This window comes from Mariniphaga sediminis (assembly GCF_003573545.1).
GTDB lineage: Bacteria > Bacteroidota > Bacteroidia > Bacteroidales > Prolixibacteraceae > Mariniphaga > Mariniphaga sediminis.
In genome coordinates, this window is sequence record NZ_QWET01000003.1 from 161369 (window position 1) to 185954 (window position 24586).

The 24586-nt window shown below is 43.7% G+C and carries 21 protein-coding genes; 5 read left to right on the forward strand and 16 right to left on the reverse strand.

Features of this window, described 5'->3' with window-relative positions; all coding sequences use genetic code 11:
* Window positions 1–146 precede the first annotated feature (146 nt).
* Entirely contained in the window at window positions 147–950 is an 804-nt protein-coding gene (ppk2, locus tag D1164_RS05000) for a polyphosphate kinase 2 (RefSeq protein WP_119348858.1), read from the forward strand.
* Here the strand turns inward: ppk2 and D1164_RS05005 are convergent.
* A complete protein-coding gene (locus D1164_RS05005; protein WP_119348859.1) occupies window positions 947–1870 on the reverse strand; it encodes a 2-oxoadipate dioxygenase/decarboxylase family protein in 924 nt (307 codons plus the stop codon). The genes ppk2 and D1164_RS05005 overlap by 4 nt on opposite strands.
* Window positions 1871–2002: 132 nt before the next feature.
* Complete coding sequence (locus D1164_RS05010) at window positions 2003–2923, reverse strand: carbohydrate kinase family protein (RefSeq protein WP_119348860.1); 921 nt, start codon at window positions 2921–2923, stop codon at window positions 2003–2005.
* Between the two features lie 93 nt (window positions 2924–3016).
* Between D1164_RS05010 and D1164_RS05015 the strand changes: the two genes are divergently transcribed.
* Window positions 3017–3613 carry an acyl carrier protein phosphodiesterase gene (locus D1164_RS05015; protein ID WP_172594341.1) on the forward strand — a complete coding sequence of 199 codons (597 nt, stop codon included), beginning with the start codon at window positions 3017–3019 and terminating at the stop codon, window positions 3611–3613.
* Window positions 3614–3622: 9 nt separating this feature from the next.
* On the opposite strand, the gene D1164_RS05020 is transcribed toward D1164_RS05015, so the two are convergent.
* The 7 genes from D1164_RS05020 to purH all read right to left on the reverse strand — a co-directional run bounded on the left by D1164_RS05020 (window position 3623) and on the right by purH (window position 12326).
* Window positions 3623–4873, reverse strand: coding sequence for a KamA family radical SAM protein (locus D1164_RS05020; protein ID WP_241558256.1), 1251 nt, complete (start codon window positions 4871–4873; stop codon window positions 3623–3625).
* 224 nt (window positions 4874–5097) lie between these two features.
* Window positions 5098–6525 carry a rod shape-determining protein RodA gene (gene rodA, locus D1164_RS05025; RefSeq protein ID WP_119348863.1) on the reverse strand — a complete coding sequence of 476 codons (1428 nt, stop codon included), beginning with the start codon at window positions 6523–6525 and terminating at the stop codon, window positions 5098–5100.
* A gap of 1 nt (window position 6526) precedes the next feature.
* Window positions 6527–8332: a penicillin-binding protein 2 gene (gene mrdA / locus D1164_RS05030; RefSeq protein ID WP_119348864.1), complete on the reverse strand. Its 1806-nt coding sequence runs from the start codon at window positions 8330–8332 to the stop codon at window positions 6527–6529.
* A 6-nt stretch (window positions 8333–8338) separates the two neighbouring features.
* Complete coding sequence (gene mreD / locus D1164_RS05035; protein WP_172594342.1) at window positions 8339–8812, reverse strand: rod shape-determining protein MreD; 474 nt, start codon at window positions 8810–8812, stop codon at window positions 8339–8341.
* A gap of 10 nt (window positions 8813–8822) precedes the next feature.
* A complete protein-coding gene (gene mreC / locus D1164_RS05040) occupies window positions 8823–9668 on the reverse strand; it encodes a rod shape-determining protein MreC (RefSeq protein WP_119348866.1) in 846 nt (281 codons plus the stop codon).
* Window positions 9669–9690: 22 nt separating this feature from the next.
* A complete protein-coding gene (locus D1164_RS05045) occupies window positions 9691–10713 on the reverse strand; it encodes a rod shape-determining protein (RefSeq protein ID WP_119348867.1) in 1023 nt (340 codons plus the stop codon).
* Window positions 10714–10733: 20 nt separating this feature from the next.
* A complete protein-coding gene (purH, locus tag D1164_RS05050) occupies window positions 10734–12326 on the reverse strand; it encodes a bifunctional phosphoribosylaminoimidazolecarboxamide formyltransferase/IMP cyclohydrolase (protein WP_119348868.1) in 1593 nt (530 codons plus the stop codon).
* Window positions 12327–12544: 218 nt separating this feature from the next.
* Here purH and D1164_RS05055 point away from each other — a divergent pair, with 218 nt between their 5' ends.
* Window positions 12545–13807, forward strand: a complete 1263-nt coding sequence (locus D1164_RS05055; protein ID WP_206610927.1) for an ABC transporter permease — start codon at window positions 12545–12547, stop codon at window positions 13805–13807.
* Between the two features lie 476 nt (window positions 13808–14283).
* Window positions 14284–14748 (forward strand): hypothetical protein, encoded by a 465-nt coding sequence (locus D1164_RS05060; protein WP_147372040.1) that lies wholly within the window; start codon window positions 14284–14286, stop codon window positions 14746–14748.
* Between the two features lie 185 nt (window positions 14749–14933).
* Here the strand turns inward: D1164_RS05060 and cysK are convergent, their stop codons facing one another.
* The 3 genes from cysK to D1164_RS05075 all read right to left on the reverse strand — a co-directional run bounded on the left by cysK (window position 14934) and on the right by D1164_RS05075 (window position 18334).
* A complete protein-coding gene (cysK, locus tag D1164_RS05065) occupies window positions 14934–15845 on the reverse strand; it encodes a cysteine synthase A (RefSeq protein WP_119348871.1) in 912 nt (303 codons plus the stop codon).
* A 215-nt stretch (window positions 15846–16060) separates the two neighbouring features.
* Window positions 16061–17401, reverse strand: coding sequence for an ABC transporter permease (locus tag D1164_RS05070; RefSeq protein WP_119348872.1), 1341 nt, complete (start codon window positions 17399–17401; stop codon window positions 16061–16063).
* Between the two features lie 3 nt (window positions 17402–17404).
* Window positions 17405–18334, reverse strand: a complete 930-nt coding sequence (locus D1164_RS05075) for an ABC transporter ATP-binding protein (protein WP_119348873.1) — start codon at window positions 18332–18334, stop codon at window positions 17405–17407.
* Window positions 18335–18484: 150 nt separating this feature from the next.
* Between D1164_RS05075 and D1164_RS05080 the strand changes: the two genes are divergently transcribed.
* Entirely contained in the window at window positions 18485–20869 is a 2385-nt protein-coding gene (locus D1164_RS05080; RefSeq protein ID WP_119348874.1) for a TonB-dependent receptor, read from the forward strand.
* Window positions 20870–20927: 58 nt separating this feature from the next.
* Here D1164_RS05080 and D1164_RS05085 read toward each other — a convergent pair whose 3' ends face one another.
* From D1164_RS05085 to nrfD, 4 genes are read right to left on the reverse strand one after another with little or no spacing between them, the layout of a single operon-like run.
* Entirely contained in the window at window positions 20928–21491 is a 564-nt protein-coding gene (locus D1164_RS05085) for a c-type cytochrome (protein ID WP_119348875.1), read from the reverse strand.
* A complete protein-coding gene (locus D1164_RS05090) occupies window positions 21478–22671 on the reverse strand; it encodes a quinol:cytochrome C oxidoreductase (protein WP_119348876.1) in 1194 nt (397 codons plus the stop codon). The genes D1164_RS05085 and D1164_RS05090 overlap by 14 nt, the downstream gene beginning before the upstream one ends.
* Window positions 22668–23189 (reverse strand): DUF3341 domain-containing protein, encoded by a 522-nt coding sequence (locus tag D1164_RS05095; RefSeq protein ID WP_119348877.1) that lies wholly within the window; start codon window positions 23187–23189, stop codon window positions 22668–22670. Before D1164_RS05095 ends, D1164_RS05090 begins: the two co-directional genes overlap by 4 nt.
* A 2-nt stretch (window positions 23190–23191) precedes the next feature.
* Complete coding sequence (gene nrfD, locus D1164_RS05100; protein ID WP_119348878.1) at window positions 23192–24586, reverse strand: NrfD/PsrC family molybdoenzyme membrane anchor subunit; 1395 nt, start codon at window positions 24584–24586, stop codon at window positions 23192–23194.

Below are 24586 nucleotides of genomic sequence, written 5' to 3' on the forward strand. Positions count from 1 at the left end.
GAGTGTAATTCAGATTAACTTCGGCTGAGGTGAGGTTAAACTTTTGAAAAGAGAATTACGTACGCATAGTCGTCCCGGGTTGACAGAAAAATGGTTGGATTTTTCAGATTTAAACAATCGATAAAAACAACATCAAACAGACTGATATGGAAAGGGAAGAAAAGCAGGGCCCCAAAAAAATATCGAATAAGTTTTACAACGCAGAACTGAATAAGCTCCAGATTGAACTGGTAAAATTGCAGGAATGGATTAAGAGAAAAGGGCTGAAGGTTATCGTTATTTTCGAGGGACGGGACGCCGCAGGGAAGGGCGGAACCATTAAAAGGATTACCCAGGTGCTGAATCCCCGTATTTGCCGGGTTGTTGCACTCGGTACACCTACCGAACGCGAAAAGACCCAATGGTATTTCCAACGGTATGTACCCCACCTTCCGGCAGCCGGTGAGATGGTTCTTTTTGACCGGAGTTGGTACAACCGCGCAGGGGTGGAAAAGGTGATGGGGTTTTGCACCAACGATGAATATTGGGAATTTCTTCGCTCCTGCCCCAATTTTGAACGTATGCTGATCCGTTCGGGAATTATTCTTATCAAATATTGGTTTTCGGTAAGCGAGGAGGTGCAGGAAAAAAGATTCGGGGCACGTATGTCTGACCCTACAAAACGATGGAAATTAAGTCCCATGGATTTAAAGTCGCGGGAGATGTATGTGGAATACTCCCAAGCAAAAGATGAAATGTTTGCGTATACTGATACAAAAATAAGTCCCTGGTATATGGTGGATGCCGACAATAAAAAACGTGCGCGCCTGAATTGTATTCACCATCTGTTATCCATGATATCTTACGAGGATCTCACTCCCGACCCGATGGAACTGCCTCCCCGGAAAGACAGCAAGGGGTATGTAAGGCCGCCCATTGAAGAAATGACCTATGTGCCGGAAGTTTATTAATTGTCGAGAGTCCTTGTCATATTGTAAAAGGCTCTTTCCTGGCTTTCAATAAATCCCTGAAAAAGTTTGCGCCCGCCGTTTTCTTCCACCCAGCCGCGCTGCACCAGTTCTAAATAGCCATACGTCCAGGGAATTTCTTCCATCCCGTTGCTTCCTTTCACCTTAACATCTTCTTTAACCGCAAAGGTGGCAGACTGTTGCAGCGGACTGTTCTGTTCTCCCTCTTCTTCCTCTTTCATCGGTAACCCCGCCTTTTTTAATGCCTTGCAGGTGGATTTTAAATCGGGCCAGGCATCTATATTTTGCCTGTTGACGAGGGCGGCAAAATGGCTTGGCGCATTTCCGTGCAACAGTACCCATGCGGCATAGTGCGACACGTCGTTTATTCTTAAAATTGTATCCTTTAAGGGCGGTTTCCAGGGACGATGAAAATATCGGGCCAGTTCATTCTCTAGAATTTCAGCCGCCTCGGAAGTCAACTGGTTATCCTGATTCAGCATGCCGAGGAGTTCGAGCCCCCTGTCGGAAAGTAGGTAGGGAGTGTCGGAAAGGGCAGCAGGCAGCAGGTCTTGTACCCAACCGGGCAGTTGTGAAACTTCAAGCTGGCTTATAAATATTTTTGGCAATCCTTCGATTTCCGGTTCAAGGTAAACGGCATTCAGCTTTTTCTTTTTGAACGTATATTTTGCAGCCGGGCGGTAACCCAGGCAATCAAAAATATGGCGGATAGATTGTATTCCTTCCGGTTGTTCCCCGGTATGGGTATTCAGCGTACGAAAACCGATATGATCCGGGAAAAAATGGCCTCCCTTCCTGCTCATCATCTCGTTATAGATTCTGGCATAAGGTACCCGAATTAAAAAAGCCTTTAGAAGATTTATAATGAGGCTTGCAGCAATATCATGCGCAGTTTTCTTCATACTTGTTTAAACAGAAAAGAGGTCTTCAGGGTTACCAAAAAAGATGTGTTTTAGAGTATTGTTTTATTCGAAAATTATACAGGGGATTGGGGAGAGAACAAGCTGCTTTTCCGGCGCCTTGTGGGAGAAGGTTTAGTCTTTCTCCGAATGTTGTTTTTTGCTATTTTCCATAAAACTGAGTACATCTTGTTTGTCGAAATAAGAGGTAGCACCCAGTTTAGTGGCATTAAGCGCCCCCGCAGCATTCCCAAAATTGAGTGCTTCCTGCAACGAACTTTTTTGCAGAAAGAAATGGAGAAAGCCTGCTGAAAAGGCCATGCCCGATCCAATATTGTCCTCCATTTCAATGAGGTACCCTGAATCAAAAAAGGCTCCCTGCTTTTTATGAAAAGCGAACACCCCTTTTGCTCCCCGGGTAATCAAAACCAAATCGATATTGTATTTATTTACCAGTTGCTCTCCAAATTTCTCCAGTCCGCCGTTTTGTAAGCCCAGTTTTTCAGTTAGAAAGCCAATCTCTTTTTCCTTTATTCTGACCAGATGGGAAGAAAATAGCAAGTTTTCAACTACGCTGACATTGAAGAAGTGCTGAAAAAGTTTTAAATCGAAAAATTTGAGAGAGGAAGGAGATTCTTTAATCAATTCACGGATGGTATTTTTTGAAATACCAAAACGTTGTGGCAGTAATCCGAAAAACAGACAGTCGGCATTGCGTACCAGTTTTAGCGCTTCCGTAGAGAATTCGATATGGTCAAATGCCACGTCGGGGGTCACATTAAAAACAGGCTCATTTTTGTTGTCGAAAGTAATGTTTACCGTGCCTGTAGGGAATTCAGAATCGACCTGAACATTGGCAATAGAAATTCCCAACTCCTGTAAACGGGCCAGTGCCTCGTTTCCCAGTTCGTCATCTCCCACCCGCGAAAGAAGGTGGCCTTTTTCGCCAAAGGAGTTGCACCGGAAAACCATGTTAGAAGGCGTTCCCCCTAACACCTTGTTGTGGGGCAGAATATCCCATACAACCTCTCCAAATGCTACAATTTTTTTTCTCATCGGTTTCTTTTTGCCGCGACAAAAATAGCGATAAATAAAGAAGGATTCAAATTTTGTTTTCTATCTTGTCCATTCGTTTTTAAAAGGGGAAGGGTGAACTTTTTAGCACATTTATATTTGTCGGGAGATGACGAGAAATTGCTCACCGGTAATTTTATCGGCGATTATGTGAAGGGTAAAAATTTTTTGAAGTATCCCGGAAAAATAAGAGAAGGTATCCTTCTTCATCGTCAAATAGATTCATTTACGGATAAACACAGGCTGTTCAGGGAGGTTAAAAAACTATTCCGCGATGAGTTTGGACTGTATTCGGGCGTAGTTACCGACCTGGTTTTTGATCATTTTCTGGCCATTGACTGGCGGGCCTATCATCCTTTAACACTTTCCCGGTTTGCCCGTCGTGTTCATGCAGTGCTGCTTTCCCATTTTTTTTACCTTCCCCCCAGAGTGCAGGGTTTTCTGCCTGTTTTAATCAAAAACAAAAGGCTGGAGTCGTATGCCCGGTTAGAAGGGATTCAGCAATCGCTTGAAATCATGGGCCGTTACACATCACTTCCTCCCAAATCAGAGACAGCCATTGAAATTTTGCGGCAAAACTTTGACTTCATTGAGGGCCACTTTGCCCTTTTTATGAACGAAATGATAGACTTTGCAGCGACCGAGACCGGGATACAAATTAAAAAGCCGTAGCCAATTCTTTTATGCCTGCATCCCGTAATACGCTTCTTCTTCGAAGAAAAAGCTGGACTCCCCGAATGCCGGTTCCAAATCATCAATCCAAATAGCGTCCGGGTTGTATTTGGCAAAGAATGGTTTATCCACCCAGCTGGACTCTCTACCCTGCAGAAAATTCAGTACGAAAATTTTTTCTCCTTTTACCTCAGAAACACCAACAATCTGAATCTTTCCCGGATGACACGACATGCTCGGGCCTTTTACCGTACGGCAAATTCCGCTCACCTGGTTGTAGGCACTTCGAAAGATTTGCCATGCCCTGTTCAGCGAAACAGCAAAATAATCCTGCGCTCCGGTATCGCGTGCAATAAACATGTAGTAAGGAATAATACCCATTTTTACCTGCTCCTTCCAGTTTTCAGCCCACAAATCGGAGCTGGCGTTAATATGCCTGAGGATCGGAGACTGGGAGCGTATTTGTACTCCGGCGGCAATCAACCGTTTCACCGCTTCTTTCACCGCTTTGGTTTTTAATTCGCCGGGGTGATTGAAGTGGGCCATCAAGGCAATATTGATCCCTTTCTTTTTCATTTTTTTGAAAAGACGGATCAGATCGTCGGCATCGTTGTCGGTAGTGAAGCGGTAAGGCCAGTATGCCAATGATTTTGTTCCGATGCGGATGTTTTTCAGGTTCGGAATATCTGCTTCTGCAAGCGCATCGAAATAGGTTTCAAAAAAGCGGGTTTTCATGACGGCCGGATCGCCTCCGGTAAAAAGGACATCGGTAATTTGCGGGTTGGCTTTTAAGTAACGGATGAGGGTATCTGCTTCTTTCATGGCAAACTTGAACTCATTGAGTGCAAACTGTGGCCACCGGAAACAGAAGGTGCAATAAGCGTGGCAGGTTTGTCCCTGGGTAGGGAAAAACAGCATGGTTTCGCGGTATTTATGTTGTATGCCGTTCAGTTTTTTCCCTTCGAAAACGGGGACATTGCTTTCCTGTCCGGCGGGGTTGGGGTTGAGTTTCAGCCTGATTTTCCGGACCGCTTCCTGTACTTCTTTTTTGGAAACTCCGCTTTTTAACAGGGAAGCAACGGTGCCGAAATCAGCCTTGTCGAGCATCTCTTTCTGCGGGAAATTCAGGATAAAAAACGGGTCTTTTTCAAAATTGTCCCACTCAATCAGTTCATCCACTACGTAATTATTGGTTTTGAACGGTAAAACCGTTCCAACTACTTCAATGTCAAATTTCTGTTCTTCAGATAAATAATCCATTTGAGGGATTTCCCTGAAATTGTGTAAAGAAAAAGATTTGTACTCCACCATAAGCAAAAAAATTTATAAAGAACTGAATATTCATTCTTTTTTGTAATAATGTTCCCGCCGGAACATTAGAGGAAACAAAAAATGATGATTTTATTAATGTTACGCGAATATATAAAAACAGGGGAATTCCTGAAAATAAACTGCAAAACGAATGGTAGTCTTAACTTTAGGTTTTAATTGGACAGGTGGTCAAGGCGACTGGCATCGAGCCGCAGAAAGATGAAAAGCAGAATGGTAAAAGCCCAAAGAGACGAACCTCCATAGCTAAAAAAGGGCAATGGTATACCAATAACAGGCATCATCCCGATGGTCATTCCAACATTAACCATAAAATGAAAAAAGAGAATGACGGCCACAGAATAACCATAAATTCGTGAGAAGCCCGAGCGTTGTCGTTCGGCCAGTAAAACAAGCCGGATGAACAGGGTTACAAACAAAAGCACTACCAGCGCAGTACCGGCAAAGCCCCACTCTTCGCCTACCGTACAGAAAATGAAATCGGTACTCTGTTCAGGCACAAAATTAAATTTAGTCTGCGTTCCGTTCAGAAATCCTTTGCCCCAAAAACCTCCGGAGCCAATGGCAATTTTGCTCTGGTTCACATTGTAACCCACTCCAAGAGGATCGGACTCAATGCCGAGCAGTTCATTAATACGGGCCTGCTGGTAAGGTTCAAGCATATTGTCGAAAGTGTAGTCCACCGAAATGGAAAACAGTACCGACCCGATGAATACGAGTGCAACCAGAGCATAATTTTTCAGTTTCATGCGGAGGCTGTAAATAAAGATTGCCACTCCTCCGAGAAGGAGCATTCCTGCCAGAAGCTGTTCGGGTTTGTACCCTGCCAGTATCACAAAATTAATTCCAGCCAGCAATCCAAAAGCAATAGCAAAAAACAGGAGTATTCTGAAGAAGTGCTTTAGCCCCGGATTTATTGCGAGAAACACCAGTACAGCCAGGCCTGTCAGCAAAGCATACAAAGCAAGCGGCGACAATACCAGTGAGAAAATGAACAACAGCGCTATCAGGGTACCAAAAAACAATACAACCCCGGAAAGTCCTTCGCGGTATAAGACCAGGATAAAAACAAAATAAACCAGTGCCGAGCCTGTATCGTTTTGAAGAAATATCAGGGCAGCCGGCAAAAGAATAATTGCGCCAATTACTACGAGCGACTTAAACCGTTGTAGTTTAAATCCGAATGAACTCATGTATTTAGCCAAAGCGAGAGCCGTGGCAAACTTGCCAAATTCAGCAGGTTGAATAGCAAAACCACCAAGTGTAAGCCATGACTTTGAGTTGTTCACTTCGGTTCCGGCAAAAAGTACTGCAACGAGTAACAGGATTATGGCTCCGTAAATGATGTAGGAGAAAAAAACATAAAAATTGGTTTCGATGAGCAGAATGGTAAAAGCGATGAGCAGGGCGGCGCCAATCCATATCATTTGTTTGCCGTAGCGCTGGGTAACATCAACAATGCTGTGATGTTCGGTGTCGTAAACTGCAGAATAAATATTCAACCATCCCATAAGAACCAATACGAGGTAAAGGAAAACGGTAAACCAGTCGATATTTGCCCAAAGGCTGTTTCTTCTTGCCACGTTATTTTGGTTGATTTGGATTTAATAAATTGGCCTCCAGCATTCTTTGTTCCAGCCATTTTCGACTGTCTGCAATGGAATCTGTCAGGTACTTTTCCACAATAAGGCTTGCAATTGGTGCGGCATACCGCGCACCCCACACCCCATTTTCGATGTAAACCGAAATGGCAATTTTCGGGTCATCTTTCGGGGCAAAAGCCATAAAAACGGAATGGTCGGAACCATGTGGATTCTCAGCGGTGCCGGTTTTCCCACACATTGTAATTCCGTTGATTCGCATTAACCCCGAGGCATTTGTTTGTTCAACCACCATTTGCATTCCCTCAATAGCAGGTTCAAAATATTCGGCTGAAATACCTGCATCATTCCGGGTTTTTAACCTGTTGTTTATTTCGGCTTCTTCAATTTCTTTTACTACGTGCGGAGTATAAAAATAACCACGGTTGGCAATGGCGGCACAAAAGTTGGCCAGTTGCATGGGGGTTACCCCCAGTTCTCCCTGTCCGATTGCCAAAGAGCGTACCGTTAATGCATTCCAGCGACCTTTTCCGTAAAACCGGTTATAGTAAGATTCTTCCGGCAGGCTGCCTTTTGATTCGACAGGCAGGTCAATGTTCAGTTTTTTCCCCATACCGAACCGGAGAACATGCTCGCGCCAGACATTGTATCCTTCGGCAGAGGTCGGAAACTTGGAAAAAACGGAGCGAAAGGTATTCCACAGGAAGGGGTTGCATGATTCGCGAATCGCCTCTACCACATTAAGGGGTGAAACATGATTGTGCGTACAACGAATGGGAGAGGAACCCGGTCCTGCACATGAAAAATGCGTGTGTGTGTTAATTGTTTTTTCTTCCAGCGCTGCCAGCACATTCAGTACTTTAAACGTTGAACCAGGCGGGTATTCCGCCAAAAGGGCCCTGTTGAAAAGGGGTTTTAATGTATCGGTGAGTAGTTTGGTATAGTTGGTACCTCTCACCCTGCCCACCAACATTCCCGGGTGGTAGGCAGGTGCGCTGGCCAGCGTGAGAATTTCCCCGGTGGCCGGTTCGATAGCCACCACGCTGCCTTTTTTATTCTGAAGGAGTTCTTCTGCATAAAGCTGTAAATCGATATCAAGGGAGGTAATCAGGTTTTTCCCAATCTTTGCCGGAATATCTTCATCGCCATCAAGAAAACTTCCCTGTATCCGGTTATGTACATCAACCAGGTATTTTTTTATGCCCTTCTCTCCCCGTAGCCACTCTTCATACGAATTTTCAATCCCGTCCACCCCAATATAGTCACCCATGCTGTAATAGCGGTCACGGTTCAGATCTGCCTGGTTTACCTCGCCTACATACCCCAGCACATGCGCTGCTGCGGGGTAGTTGTATTCCCGCAGGGTTCTCGATTGAGTGTGAAAGCCTTTAAACCGGTAAAGCCTCTCCTGCAAAACTGCATAGGTTTCAGGAGGGATTTGTTTTACAATAATGGAAGGTTTGTATCGTGAATATTCAGCGGCTTCCCTTATTCTTTTTTTTAGGTCTTCTTTTGTGATTTCAAGCAATTTACAAAGGTAGAGCGTGTCGAAAGTTTCTACCTCGCGTGGAGTGACCAGCAGGTCGTAGGCTGGTTTGTTGTGTACAAGTAGTTTTCCGTTCCGGTCGTAAATCAATCCGCGTGCCGGGTATTGCACAACTTCGCGAAGCACGTTGTTGGTGGCAAAAACTTTATAGGTCGGATCGAGCACCTGTAACCTGAAAAGCCCCACGGCAAAAATTAATCCCGTGAGCACAAAGATGCCGATTATTACATAACTCCTTTTCACCCTGTTTTACTCCCTGAATATTAAAAATTGGCTTAAAACTATTACAAAAATGGAAAAAACCGAACTTAATATTACCCGCAAGAAGGTGGTAAAAAAATGGGAAAACGTAAAAAACTCAAGGTAAAAAAGAATAAAATGGTGAATAAACACCATAATAAAGGTATAATATAAAAACCAGGAAAATTTATTTTGCTTTAGGCCTGGGTATTCACTTCTGTCTTCTTCCCGGTTGGAGATAGAACGGATAACAAACGGTCTTATAAAAGCGATGAAAACGGTGGCGGCCGCATGAATGCCCAGGCTGTTGGAGAAGGCATCGATGGTCAGGCCGATAAAAAAGCCCAGGAATAGCAGCAGGTAATGGGGAGTACTAAGGGGCAATAACAAAATAAATAAAATGTAAATAAACGGATTAACGTAACCGCTAAACTGAACCTGGTTAAATACAAGTACCTGCATTAAAACCAGTACAACGAACATTGTAATGTATTTAATCAATACCTGGAGCATCCCTCAGCATATTTTTGAGTTCATTAATTTCCTGCTTGTCCTGGTTCTCAATAATTTCTACATAAGAAAGCGATTTAAAATCGACAGCAAGTTCCACCTCAATCGAATAATAATTATCTCCGTCGGGGCGGGAGAAGTTGCTAATGGTCCCCACGAGTATCCCTTCCGGAAAAATAGAAGAATATCCGCTGGTTACCACTGTGTCACCCTTTGCAATTTCCACATGCAATGGAATTTCTGTTAACCCGGCATAGCGGTAATCATTTTCCTGCCAAATCAGCGAGCCATAATACCCGCTTTTTTGCAATTTGGCGGAGACACTCCAACGACGGTTTAACAGTGATAGCCCCATGGAATAGGATTCTGAGACCTGTGCTACCACACCAACAATTCCTTTGGGGGAAATAATTCCCTGGTCGGGTTTGATGCCGTCTTTGCTTCCTTTATTTAAGGTAATATAGTTGGAAGGCCTGTTTACCGAGTTGCTAATAACCATAGCGGGAACAAAACGAAAAACCGTATTTGTTTCGCCGGCAAAGACAAACATGGTGTCTACCCCGGCAATTTTTCCTCCGTGGTTTTCAAGTAAGGTACGCAGCCGGGCGTTCTCCCCGGCCAACTCTTCATTAACACCTGCCAGCCCAAAATACCCGGTAACAGAATGAAACATGTTGTACACATTGCCAGTTAGCCGGGAGGAAGAATTCAGGTATTTTGCTTTCTGAAAACTGTTGTAATTGAAAACCATTACCAGGGCAAGGGTTTCCAACAGAACAAAAAGCACAAAAGCATGGTTTTTCAGCAAATACCTGACTAGGCTTCTCATTTTGTTTTTTTATTCCCGACCGTTATCTGATGAGAAATGAAAATTTATCGACGTTCTTTAATGCAATACCTGTTCCCCTGACAACAGCCCTCAACGGGTCATCGGCAACCCGGAAGGGAATTCCGATTTTATCCGTAAGCCTTTTGTCCAGTCCTTTCAGCAATGCCCCACCGCCGGCAAGCCAGATTCCTTTCGACACAATGTCGGCATACAATTCGGGGGGTGTTTGTTCCAGGGCTCCCAACACAGCCGTTTCAATTTTCGAAATCGACTTTTCAATACAATGGGCAATTTCCTGGTATGAAACAGGCACTTCAATGGGCAACGCTGTCATTTGATTGGGGCCTTGCACTATAAAGTCTGGTGGTGGTTCCTTCAGTTGTGAAAGCGCTGAGCCCACATGAATCTTAATTTCTTCGGCTGTACGTTCGCCAATTTTTATATTATGCTGATGGCGCATGTATTCCATAATGTCGGAGGTCAGATCGTCACCGGCAATGCGGATGGATTTGTTGGTTACAATACCTCCCAAAGAAATAACGGCGATTTCTGTGGTTCCACCACCAATGTCTACCACCATATTTCCTTCAGGTGCTTCTACATCGAGTCCGATACCGATTGCTGCCGCCAGCGGTTCATAAATCATGTAAACTTCCCGTCCACCGGCATGTTCTGCTGAATCACGTACGGCGCGCACTTCCACCTCGGTGCTTCCGGAAGGGATACAAACAACCATTTTTAAAGCCGGTGAAAACATGCGCGGCTTGGAATTAATCATTTTGATCATTCCGCGGATCATTTGCTCTGCGGCATTAAAATCGGCAATAACGCCATCGCGCAGCGGCCTGATTGTTTTCAGGTTGGCATGTGTTTTTCCCTGCATCTGCCGGGCTTTCTCTCCAATCGCTACCATCTTTTCCGATTTCATATCGATGGCAACAATGGATGGTTCATCCACTACAATTTTATCATTGTGGATGATTATCGTGTTTGCTGTTCCCAGATCAATGGCAATCTCCTGGGTTAAAAACGAAAATAGTCCCATCTTCTGTTATATTAGAAATATCAATGTTTAAAGTGCCTTCTTCCTGTAAATACCATGGCAATGTCAAATTCGTTGCAGGCGTCAATCACTTCCTGATCCCGAATGCTGCCGCCGGGTTCCACAATGTATTTTACTCCGTATTCGTTGGCTGCTTCAATGCTGTCGCGAAACGGGAAAAATGCATCGGAAATAAGAACTGAATTTTTCAGTTCAACCCCTTCCTTCATATCAAAACGGGGCATCGTTAAATGCCGTAGGCTGTCAAGACGGTTGGGTTGCCCCATTCCGGCACCGGTAAGCCAGTAAGCGCCATTTTCTTTTTGAGTAACAATAGCAATAGCGTTGCTCTTCAGGTGCTTGCAGGCAGTAACTCCAAATCTTGCCAGGTTTATTTTTTCTTCTTCAAATTTTCTTGCTGTTACCGGTTCAAATTGAGTATCCATTCCTTCGTCTTCATCCTGCACCAACATGCCGCCGTTAATAGAACGGAACAGTTTTTCTCCCGTTACCTCTTTCTTTACCGGTACTACCAGCAGCCGTAAATTTTTCTTTTTCCCAAATATTTCCAATGCTTCCTCTGTAAATTCGGGAGCAATGATGATTTCTACAAATTTTTTCCCAAACCACTCAGCAACCTCTTTCGTAACGGTGTTGGTAAAACAGATAATACTTCCGTAAGCACTGATGGGATCGCCCGCCCAGGCCAGGTCGAGCGATTCAAGAATGTTGTCTGTAACGGCTAGCCCACATGGATTAAGGTGTTTTACCACAGAAACGGCTACTTTATTTTGAATGTGGCTTACAGCATGGAATGCGTCGCTGGCTGCTTTCCAGGCGGCATCCGCATCGAGCATATTGTTGTACGAAAGAGCTTTCCCCTGCAATACATCTGCACCGGCAAGCGATACTTCCGAAGGTGTATTTTTAAATTTGTAAAAAGTGGCCTTTTGGTGCGGATTTTCCCCGTAGCGGAGTACATGGCCGTTATTAAGACTTATTCGTTCTGTAGCATCCTCGCTGCCCTCATTGAAATAGCTGAAAATGGCGGCATCGTAATGTGAGGATACGGCAAAAGCTTTTGAAGCAAACCACTTCCGGTCTTCGATGGAAGATGCACCGTCCTTTTCATTTAGTAAATCGAGCAATGGCTGGTATTCGTTTTGGGAAGGAACGATTATCACATCCTTGAAATTTTTGGCTGCTGCCCTGATGAGTGAAATACCCCCGATGTCTATTTTTTCGATGATTTCCTGTTCGGAAGCACCAGACGCAACGGTGCTTTCAAAAGGATATAAATCCACAATAACCAAATCTATTTCCGGAATTTCATATTCAGTTAACTGACTTACGTCGCCCTGGTTATCACGACGCGATAAAATACCCCCAAAAATTTTTGGATGCAGGGTTTTTACACGTCCTCCCAAAATGGAAGGATAGCCGGTAAGGCTTTCTACCGAAGTTACCTGAACGCCTAACGACTCAATAAAACTTTTCGTTCCGCCGGTACTGATTATTTTTACATTCAACTGGTTTAAGCGCTGAATGATCCCATCGAGGTTTTCCTTGTGATACACCGAGACAAGGGCAGTCTTAATTTTTTTATTATCAGCCATTTATTCCATTTTTCAAATTCGTATGCAAAGATAGAAAAATCAATGCAGATCCTGTTATAAAACAGAAATTTGTCTGAAAATAGAAAGTTTCGCTGCCGTTTCAAAATCCGATATGTAATCATTAAGAAAAATTAACACTAATAAACCGGGTACTTGCAGAAAGAGTAAATTTTTATCCGGAATCAAGACAAATTGTATTTTTACATTCATAAAAATGAATGAGACAGATGCTTCTGATCAGGCTAATTTTTGAAAGTTTTTCCTTTGCTTATAACGCGCTGAGGGCAAACAAGCTGCGAACGTTTTTGTCGTTGCTTGGAATTACAATTGGTATTTTTGCCATCATCTCGGTTTTTACAGTTATCGATTCCCTGGAACGTTACATACGTGAAAGCCTGAACGCATTGGGAAGTAACATGGTTTATATTCAAAAATGGCCCTGGATTCCACCCGAAGGTGAAACAGAATATCCGTGGTGGAAATACCTGAACCGTCCGGTTCCTACCATGGAAGAAGCGGAAGAAATTATGCACCGCGGCGCTTCTTTTCAACATGCTGCTTTTTTTTACGGTTTTTCGCGTACGGTGCGTTACGCCGGAAATCAGTTGGATAACGCTACGGTGATGGCTACCACCTACGATTTGTTCGATGTTTGGAACCTTAACGTTTCGGGAGGACGGTATTTTAGCGAAAGCGAAATGCATGCCGGGGCTCCGGTAGCGCTTATTGGAGCTGAGATTGCAGACAAACTGTTTCCGGGAATGGAGCCGGTTGGAAAATTTATCAAAATCCAGGGATTCCGGTTTCAGATTATTGGTGTTTATAAAAGAACCGGACAAGATATGTTTGGGACCAGCATGGATAATTATATCCACATCAGCGTCATCAAATCGTTTTATATGGTGGACGTTCGAAACCGCGATATCAACCAAAGTATTTGCGTAAAAGCAAAGCCCAACGTTAGCAAGGGCCAGTTTATGTCTGATGTGGAAGGGACAATGCGTAGCATCAGAAGACTGAATCCCCGTGAAGAGAATAATTTCGCCCTGAATGAGGTAAGCTTGATTTCCAGTCAGTTTGATCAGTTCTTTAAAGTGTTTAATCTGGCTGGATGGATTATTGGCGGTTTTTCTATTGTGGTAGGTGGTTTTGGCATTGCTAATATTATGTTTGTTTCGGTGAAAGAACGAACCCGGATTATCGGGATTCAAAAGTCGCTGGGGGCAAAAAAATACTTTATCCTGCTTGAGTTTATTTTTGAAGCAGTTGTACTTTCCGTGATAGGGGGAATCGTAGGGTTGGCCCTGATTTTTTTCGGAACGCTCGTTGTAAATTATGCTACTGAATTTACTATTTTGCTCACTGCCGGGAATATTATCCGGGGACTTTTAATTTCCAGTGTTATCGGTTTTATTGCCGGTTTGATGCCGGCACGGGCAGCTTCGAGGTTAAATCCTGTGGATGCAATGAATGCAGTGTGAGTCAGGTTAGATACAATGACTCGACGTTGCTTTTTGGGCCGGAAAACTCGGGGGTGCCTTGCATCTGCCTTCCATTATTTTACGGATGAAACCTGAATACACCCTACTTTCAATATCCGGCCTCCCTCCAGAGGCAATGGTTTCCGAACCGGTGATTTAAAGCTGTGCATATTCATAAATGTAGATTTTTTACGTGAGAATCAGGTGGGCATGTTGGAAGGGGTAGCTGAAATTTGCGGCACCCGTTTGATGAGGATTGATTCGGCGGTTTTGTTGTGTTACGATTCATTATAAGTTAATTATAGTGTCTTCCTCCATCTGTTGTTTATTTAGTCCTGATATAAATTAATGTTTGTTTACAATAATGTATTGTTTTTTGGGGTTACCTTTTTGTTTTTCCCTGAATATATTAGTAATAACCGGGGCACCAGGGCTCTCCCCAAATGCCCGAAAAATAGTTTATCACAATGAAAAAAATGGCAATGTTATTTGTTGGCCTCCTGTTTATCGGAGGCATGGTTAACGGTCAGGAAATAACCATAAAAGAGGTTTTTGGCGGGCAACAATTTTATCAGAACGGTAAAAAACTCACGATGGGCCAACTGGTTAAAACCATGGAAGGAAATGAGCTGGCATACAATGAAATTAAAAAAGCGCAGTCAACATATACGCTGGGGGCCATAGTAAGCGGGGCTGGCGGTTTTATGATTGGCTATCCTTTGGGAACTGCCCTCGCCGGCGGAGATCCCAACTGGGTTCTTGCAGGTATTGGAGCCGGGCTGGCTGTGGTTTCCATTCCTATCGCCAAAAAATATAACAAGCAGTCGCAATCTGCTGTCAAACTTTACAACGAAGGGCTGAAAAAAGAAACGGGTTTTGTAAAACCTGAACTCTATTTCGGCTCTACTGAAAATGGTATAGGTTTCAGATTGTACTTTTGATTTTAAAAGGCGAAATATCCGGATATGAAACCCGCAAGACACAGGGAATTATAATTTAAAGTATTGAGGAATATAAAAGTAAAAAGCCGGATGTTTTTATGTTGGAAGTTTAGTGTCAGTCGATTAAACACAAAAAAGGGATCGGATATCCGGTCCCTTTTTTGTGTTTAACAGAAAGTGCCTGATCAGTAAAGGCCTTCTACCGAAAGATATCTTTCTCCGTGATCATAGGAGAATGTGAGAATGCGTGAACCGGTTGGGAGTTCTTTTATTTTTTTTGCAACAGCTGCCAGCGATGCCCCAGAGGAGATTCCTACCAGCAACCCTTCGAGTTTTGCCGCTTTTTGGGCGTATTCGAAGGCTTCTTCATGGGTTACAGATATTGTTCCGTCAAGAAGTCCTGTTTTTAAATTGTCGGGAATAAAACCTGCGCCAATTCCCTGAATCTTATGTGGTCCGGGATCCCCTCCGCTAATTACCGGGCTGTCGGCAGGCTCTACTGCAAATACCTGGATTTTTGGAAATTTATTTTTTAGCACTTCGGCTACCCCGCTAATATGGCCACCGGTCCCCACACCGGTAATCAGATAATCGAAACCTTCAGGGAAGTCGTTTACAATTTCTACTGCTGTTTTTTGTTTGTGGGCTTCAATGTTGGCCGGATTGGAAAATTGCTGCGGTATCCATGAGTTTTCAATAGAAGCGGCCAACTCTTCTGCTTTGGCGATGGAGCCTTTCATACCTTTTTCTTTGGGAGTCAGCACCAGTTCAGCTCCGAATGATTTGAGAACCCTGCGACGTTCCAGAGTCATGGATTCGGGCATGGTAAGTATCAGCCGGTATCCTTTTACCGCAGCTACCAGCGCAAGTCCGATGCCGGTATTTCCCGAGGTAGGTTCAATAATGACCGACTCCGGTGTCAAAATGCCCTTTTTTTCAGCATCTTCCACCATTGAAAGTGCGATACGGTCTTTAATGCTTCCCCCCGGATTGACCTTTTCCAGTTTTACCCATACTTCGTAGTCAGACGGGAAAAGACGGTTCATTTTTACATGGGGCGTGTTCCCGATGGTCTCTAAAATGTTCTGTGCCTTCATAATTTTTTATTTTAAATTCGATAAAAAAAAGCTTTCCTGGTTACCCGGGAAAGCTTTGGCTATTTAACTAAATTTCTTTCTGATTAATTGATATAACACGCCTTCCCTGGTTTTGAAACCCGGCAACATATTGTAATATGGCATGTCATGTTTTGCATTTCGGCTGCAAGATAAGCAAATCCTTTTAAATCAGAATAAAATACCTGATTAATTTTTTAATTTTTATATCTTAACCATTTAATCAGCTCTTTCAGGGTTACTTTTTTCCCGTACATTAACAGGCCGGTTCGATAGATTTTTGCAGCGGCCCAGATGGAGCCCCATGTTGCCAGAACGAGCAGAAACATGGAAAGCAATAATTCCCATACCGGAACGCCGTAAGGCACCCGTGCCAGCATGGCAACCGGCGAGGTGAATGGTATGATGGAACCCCAAAAGGCTACCGGTCCTTCAGGATTCCGGGCAATGGGGAACAGCAACATGATGGAAAGAATAAGCGGGAAGGTAATGGGAAATACCATTTGTTGCGAATCTTCGTCGTTATCTACAGCAGCGCCTACCGCCCCAAGTAACGAGCTGTACATCAGGTATCCGGCCAGGAAATAAAATACGAAGGAGAAGAAGATGAGCGGAAGGTTCAGGTTCCCGATTAGTTCCATCATTTCCGTTAACTGTTGTTCACCGGCAGGCTGTGCTATGGCAGGTCCCATTCCCTGCCGGCTTTCCATGAGGCTTTGTCCCATTTGCTGTGAGACTTCAGGGCTGAAAAAGCTTTGGACTGCCAACAGGGCAATCAAACCGATAACAACCCAAATGGCAACCTGTGTAAGCCCTACCAGTGCTGTTCCGATTATTTTTCCGGACATCAGTTGAAACGGTTTAACGGAAGAGATAATCACTTCCACAATCCGGTTTTTCTTTTCTTCCATTACACTACGCATGACCATAGCCCCATACATAAAAACGAAAAAATAGATAATAAATCCCATGGCATAACTGGCAATAAAAGCTACTTCCGAGGAACTTTTTCTGGCCTGTCCGGTCTCGGAAACCTTGAGAGTATTAAGTCTGACTGAGGTGCGTGTGGCGGCCAGCCGGTCATCCAAATCCGAAATGCCAGTTTCGGCAATTATTTTTTGCCGTTTATCATTCTCAATAAACCGGCTGAGTTTTCGCGAGATTTGCTCTTCCAGTTCAAGCGGCACTTGTTTTTCTGAAATAAGTTGTGCTGCATTGTTTGTATAAACGTCTTCGGGAATGTACAACAGCGCATAAAAACTACTTGTTTTCAGGTTTGTTTTCAGCCTGTCGTATTCTTCTTTGGGAATAAAATGATATCTGGTATATCCTTCCTGTTCCAGTTCACCAAGAAAAAGGGTCGATTCGTCGTAAACAGCTATTGTTCGTTCCTGCTTGTCATCTTTCACCGATAAAAAGATGATGAGCGCAAACATTCCCGCAAACAGGAACGGTACCAGAAGCGTAAGTATAATGAACGATTTTTTCTTTACTCTTTTTAAGTATTCCTGTTTGAGTATCAGTATTGTTTTGTTCATTTCTTATACGTTTTTGTTGTTAGATTCCTGTACTGCTTTGATAAAAACATCGTTCATGCCGGGAATAATTTCCTCAAATGCAAGTATTTCTGCCGCCGGAATAATTGCCTGCAGCAATTCATTGTTCGACCCTTCGTCAAGGTATTGAACCTTCACCTGGTTTGCTTTTTCATTTTCTGTATGTTCAAGCACTTTGAAACGGCTTCCCAGCGCCTTGTCCACCAGCCCGAAGTCCCCTTTATATTTGATTTCAAAAATATTTGATTTGTATTTTTGACGGATTTCGTCTGTCGGGCCGTCTTCAATTTTTACTGATTTGTTGATAAGCGCAATGTGGTCACACAATTCTTCCACTGAGCCCATATTGTGCGTGGAAAAAATGATGGTTGCCCCATCCTCACGTAATTGAAGAATTTCCCGTTTCAGCAGGTTGGCATTGATGGGGTCGAAACCACTGAAAGGTTCGTCAAAAATAAGCAGTTTGGGTTTATGTACCACTGTCGTAACAAACTGCACTTTTTGCTGCATACCTTTTGAGAGTTCTTCTACTTTTTTGTTCCACCAGCCCGTCATTTCAAATTTTTCGAACCAGTGTTTCAGGTTTCGTAAAGCATCTTTTTTACTTAGCCCTTTTAATTGGGCAAGGTAAATGGCCTGTTCTCCCACCTTCATTTTTTTGTAAAGTCCCCTTTCTTCCGGGAGGTATCCGATTTGTGCTACATCTGTACGGGTTATTTTTCTGTTTTCAAGAAAAAGTTCGCCTTCGTCGGGAGCAGTTATTTGGTTTATAATTCGGATGAGGGTTGTTTTTCCGGCCCCGTTGGGCCCCAACAATCCAAAAATGCTTTGTTCTTTTACTGAAATGCTCACATTGGTTAATGCCTTTGTCGAGGAAAAAACTTTACTCACATTTCTTGCGCTGAATAATTCCATTTTTCAAAGTTTATTTATGGGTATAGAATTGTTGGTGTCAATTACAGGTTTTTTATCCTGGCTTGTAGAAAAAATAAGTCGCTTTATCGAATAAATTATACCCATTGTTCAGAACAATATTAATATTGCCTGCCCAAATATGGTTTAATTATGAGGATACTAAAAATACTTTCTGTTCTTTTTTTGCTTCATGCACTAAAATATTCTTATGCCCAGGAGGATAAGCACTACGAACAGGTAGTTCGGGGAGTAGTGGTTGACAAACAAACCCAAATGCCATTGCCGGGCGCTCATGTGGTTTTGACTGGTTCCGATCCATTGGCTGCCACAGCTACCAATCCGGAAGGTGAATTTCGTTTAACAAACGTTCCTTTGGGCCGTCAACGTTTAGTAGTAAGTTCAATCGGGTATCACAACCGGCAAATAAATAATCTTATCATTCATTCTGCACGGGAAACAGTTCTTTTTATTGAGATGGAAGAAAAAGTGGAAACCACTCAAGAGGTGGTAGTAATTGGAAATTACAGAAAAGATCAGGCGATGAATAAAATGGCCAGTGTGAGCGCACGGGCATTTACGGTAGAAGAAGCGGCGCGCTATGCCGGGAGCCGGGAGGATGTAGCGCGGATGGCGATGAATTTTGCCGGGGTATCTGGTGCCAACGACCAGCGAAACGATATTATTATCCGGGGGAATACACCGGGTGGAATACTTTGGCAGCTCGAAGATGTGGATATTCCAAACCCGAATCATTTTGCTGCTTCGGGAACAACCGGCGGGCCTGTTGGAATGCTGAACAACAATACTCTGCGAAATTCGGATTTTTTCTCCGGCGCATTTCCGGCAGAATATACCAATGTTTTTTCCGGTGTTTTCGATTTGAAGATGAGAGACGGGAACAATGAAAAGTATGAATTGCTGGGTCAGGCAGGTTTCAACGGATTTGAACTGGGCGCAGAAGGACCTTTAAAAAAAGGAAGTAGAAGCTCGTTTTTGGTCAACTATCGTTACTCTACATTGAAGGTGTTTGAATTATTGGGGATAAATTTCGGAACTTCTGGTGTTCCGTATTACCAGGATTTAAATTTTAAGGTGAACGTTCCGTTTAAAAAAGGAAAGCTAACCTGGTTTGGTTTGGCAGGAAAGAGCAGCATTTCCATGTTAGATAGTGAGGATAATGAAACCGATATGTACACCGAAGAAGGAATGGATTTAAAGACAGGTTCCTCCCTGTTTGTCAGTGGGTTGAAGTATGCCTGGTTCCACAATGAAAAAACATATAGCAGGTTTGTTCTTTCCTACATCGGACAAAACGGTTTTACCGATCTCGATCAATTTGATCCGGGAGAAGAACCTGAACCTTTTTACAGGGAGGATAACACGGAAACACGGTTGACTTTTAAGTACATTTTGAATACAAAGTTCAGCAGGCAGCTTTCTGCTCGCTCCGGGTTCACTGTCAATCGGTTTGGCTATAATCTGAATGTCAAAACATGGGAAGAATATGACGATAAAAGTTATAAACTGGATAATAGAAAGCCGGTTACGGAAGGCCCTGCCTTATACAGCGGATATTCGCAGTTGGTCTATAAATTTTCCGATAGGTTTGAAATAAAGCCCGGATTAAGTTTTTTGTGGTTTGGGCTAAACGACAAAATTTCAGTGGAACCCCGACTGGGGATAAACTGGAAAACCGGATACCGGACAAGCCTGAATTTTGGTTACGGCAAGCACTCCAAAGCGCAAACAATGGCTACCTATTTTATGGAAACCATATACAACGACGGCTCGGTGGAGTTGACAAACAGCAACCTCGGTTTTACGGGGGCGCATCACTGGGTACTTGGTTTCGATGCACTTCTTTCCGATCATCTTCGCCTGAAAACGGAAACCTACTATCAGTACTTGTATGATGTTCCGGTTGAGGCTCTTCCTTCTTCTTACAGTGTGTTAAATGCCGGATCGAGCTGGGGACTGAACACCCGCGATCTTCTCATAAATGAAGGAGAAGGCCGGAACTACGGGGTTGAGTTTACGCTTGAAAAATTTTACCATAACGATTATTATTTTTTGACTACACTGTCGCTTTTCGACTCGAAATATACTGGCAGCGACGGTAAGGAACGAAATACAGCTTTTAATGGAAATTTTGTTGCCAATGCTCTGGTGGGGAAGGAAATAAGAGTTAAGGAAAATGCCGCCCTGGTGTTCGATGCCAAGGTAGTGTGGGCAGGTGGCAAACGGTACACTCCCATTGATTTGGAGGCTTCGCGAAACGATGAGGGGAATTTTAATACGGTATATAAGGACGAACTGGCTTATTCAAAACAGTTCCCCGATTATTTTAAAGCCGATATAAAAATAGGGTTCCGCCTCAACGGGAAAAAGGTGTCGCAACTGTGGGAGTTTTATATTGAAAACATCACCCATCACAAAAATCCTATTAACCAGTTGTACAGTAAAAGTAAAGACCAAATAGAAACTGTTTACCAGTTAGGCTTTTTCCCGATGCTTAACTACCGGATTTATTTTTGAAAATATCTTGTGCCCAGGTGTGGCTTGGCGCCACTCCATTTTCACATGGTCGAAGAACTTAATTTTGTTCTGCCTGCAGATGACGGATATAGTTTACCAACTGCCACGTGTCTTCCACTGACATTTGAGGGCCATGCGCACCCATGACACCAAACCCGGCTCGAATGTTGTGAAAAAGCTGGCCGTCGGTCTTGTTCATCGCCCGTTCGGCTTTATAGCTTGCAGGCGGCATGGGGTATTTCCCACTGGTAAAGAGAAAGCCCTTCCCATCGCCATTATCTCCATGGCACATCAGGCAAAAGCGGTCGTAAAGTTCTCTGGCATGTTCCTGATCAAAATCATTGGCAAGCGGGTTTGTCAGCGATGCCGCTTTCAACTCGTCTTCGGGCGTTTTTACAAAATGGTATGCATGTTCATGCGTTGCCACAGTACCTTCTACCGGGCCTGCCATGGTTTTTCCTTCGGGCATGTTTGGATTTTCACTCCAGGTTTCGTAAGCCTGGGATTGTTCCATATCGTTAAAGAAACTCCATCCCGGTTCATTCCGATTTTCGTCGCATGAATATAAAAGTGCGATGGCAAAAATTCCCATCAGGTATTTTTTCAAATCAAATGTTTTCATAGTCTGAACTTTCAATAAAATAAGGATGATTTTCGGGTACCGGTTTTGCTTTTTCGAAGAAAACAAGAAAGAGAAGAAGGAACGCTGCCAGGTAAAAGAAAGGTAACCCAATCTCAAGAAGGCCAATGGCAGCCTGTTCGTGACCTACTGCTCCCGGCATAATGGCCAGGTATAAATCGATGTAATGCCCAATGAGAACAACAATGGCAATTACGGAGAGATAAAGCGGCTGACGTTTGGCTCCTCTCGTCATCAGTGCCAGAAACGGGAATAGGAAATTTACGGTCATATTTACATAAAAAAGTGTATTAAAGTTATCCACCCGTTCCACATAATAAATGGTTTCTTCCGGGATATTTCCGTACCAGATTAGCAGGTATTGGCTAATCCAGAGGTAGGCCCAGAAGATACTGAACCCAAAAAGGTATTTTCCCAAATCATGTAAATGCTCGCTGTTTATATTTGGCATAATGTTGAATCTTTTGAAAGCTACTGAAATCAGGATAATAACTGAAATAGAAGCTACAAACATCCCCGAAAAGATGTACCATCCGTAAAGCGTGCTGAACCAGTGTCCGTCAATCGACATGAGCCAGTCCCAGGCCGAAGTGGAGCTGGTGATGGCAAAGATTACAATGAACCAGCCAGAAGTGCTGCGAAGCTTTTTGAGGAAATTATCCCTGGGTTCAAAATCATTTTTTACCGAGATTTTACGCAGGTAAAAGGCAAAAAAGGTCCACAAGGCAAAGTACGAAACAAACCGGATAAGCCAGAACGGCATATTGAGGTATGCTGTCTTTTTTTGTAAAATTTCATCGAGGTGTTCCGTATGTGTCCATTCAAAAAGGTGCTTCAGCCCTGGGAAAGCAATAACAAAAAAGAGTATGGCGAATGGAATGGTTAATCCCATCGATTCCATAATCCGTTGAATGTTTATCTGCCAGGTGGATTCGCCCAGGGTGTTTACCGTCCAAAAGAAAAGGGCGCCTAATCCCAGGAAGAGAAACATGAGTGCATTCAGCCACAGGTTAGCCCAGATGCGCGATGCCGGCAATTGTGCAATAAATACACCCCACAGCAAGGCAATCAGCCCAACTGCTGCAGCAATGCCCAGCCACGTTTTTAGCTTTTTCCCAAATTTAAAGGGGACAGCGTCCGGTATATTTTGTTTTTCCATCATTTTTCTGCATTAACGTGTTTAACATCGAGAGCACCGGTGGCGGCAAGGGCCTCAACCAGTTCTGTCTCTGAAAGGTTGTTGTTTTTTTCTGAAAGTATGATTTGAAAATGGTCATCTGTCACTTCTTCGTCCAAAATATCGGGAATGGAACCAGGCCCTAGGTTAGAGCGAAGGAGAAAAGCAATTCCCATGGAGAAAGCGGCAATAAGTACCGTCAATTCAAAAGTAACCGGAATAAAAGAAGGCAGCGAAAGAAATGGTTTCCCGCCAAAATTGAGCGGCCACCCTTTGGTAAATACCCAAACCTGGAAGAATAAACCCAGTGTACCTCCTATCAATCCTCCCACAAAGGCCACTTTAGGCAAATGGGAGCGACGAAGTTTTAATGCCGCATCTAATCCGTGAACCGGGAAAGGTGTCCGTACATCGGCAATCCGTATGCCTTTGTTTTGAAGCTCTTTGACAGCATTCAGCAAATCGAGCTCATCGGTAAAATATCCATAAACGATTGCTCTCATAACTACTGTTTTTCAGATGATTGTTTTTTAATTGGTTTCCCCAGAAATTTACGGGCCGAAGAACGGGCTACTGATTTTACTTCAGCCAAAGCAATGACCGGGAATACACGAATGAAAATAAAGAAAAGTGTAAAGAACAAACCGAAAGTTCCCATGTAAATGGCTACCTCAACCCAGGTGGGTTTATACATTGCCCAGCTTGATGGCAGATAATCGCGGTGCAGCGAAGTTACCACAATCACAAACCGTTCGAACCACATTCCGATATTGATAAAAATAGACAGAACAAAGGTGAAGGCCAGGTTTCTTCTGAGTTTTTTGAACCACAACAGTTGGGGAGAGATTACGTTACAGGTCATCATAATCCAGTATGCCCATGCATAAGGGCCGAGTGCCCGGTTCATAAAGGCGTAACGTTCGTATTCCACACCGCTGTACCAGGCCATAAAAAGTTCGGTGATGTATGCAATACCCACAATGGAACCGGTTGCGATGATAATTTTGTTCATCGATTCCACATGGCCTACGGTAATGTATTCTTTTAAATTAAGTGCTCTTCGCGTAACAATCATCAGGGTAAGCACCATGGCAAAACCTGAAAAAATAGCTCCCGAAACAAAGTAGGGCGGGAAAATAGTGGTATGCCAGCCCGGGATAACCGATGTGGCAAAGTCGAAGCTAACAATGGTGTGCACTGAAAGTACCAATGGAGCTGCCAGACCCGCCAGAATAAGGCTCATGGATTCATGGCGTTGCCAGTGGCGTGCCGATCCTTTCCAGCCAAAACTCAAAAAGTTATAAACTTTCTTTTTCCAGAGTGTTTTCATGCGGTCACGGATAGTGCCTAAATCAGGGATGAGGCCCATGTACCAGAAAAGCAATGAAACCAGAAGGTAGGTGGTAATGGCAAACACGTCCCACAAAAGGGGCGAGTTAAAGTTTACCCATAACTCCCGGGTGTTGGGGTAGGGCAAAATAAAGAAGCCCAGCGGCAATCTTCCCATGTGTATGAGCGGGAAAAGCCCGGCACACATTACTGCAAAAATGGTCATCGCTTCGGCGGCACGGTTAATACTTGTACGCCATTTTTGCCGGAATAACAGCAAAATAGCCGATATAAACGTACCTGCGTGACCAATACCTACCCACCAAACAAAATTGGTGATACTCCATCCCCAGCCGATGGTGCGGTTAACTCCCCAGGTTCCTATTCCGAACCAGATGGTGTAGCCAATCATCGCAAAACCAATCAGCATAACAATGGCGGAAATTCCAAGTCCCACAAACCATAGTTTTCCGGGTTTGGCGCGCACGGGGGCCACCACATCCTTGGTAATATCCTTGTAACTTTTTTCTCCGTTTATTAGCGGTTCTCTCACCGGTGATACATGCATCAT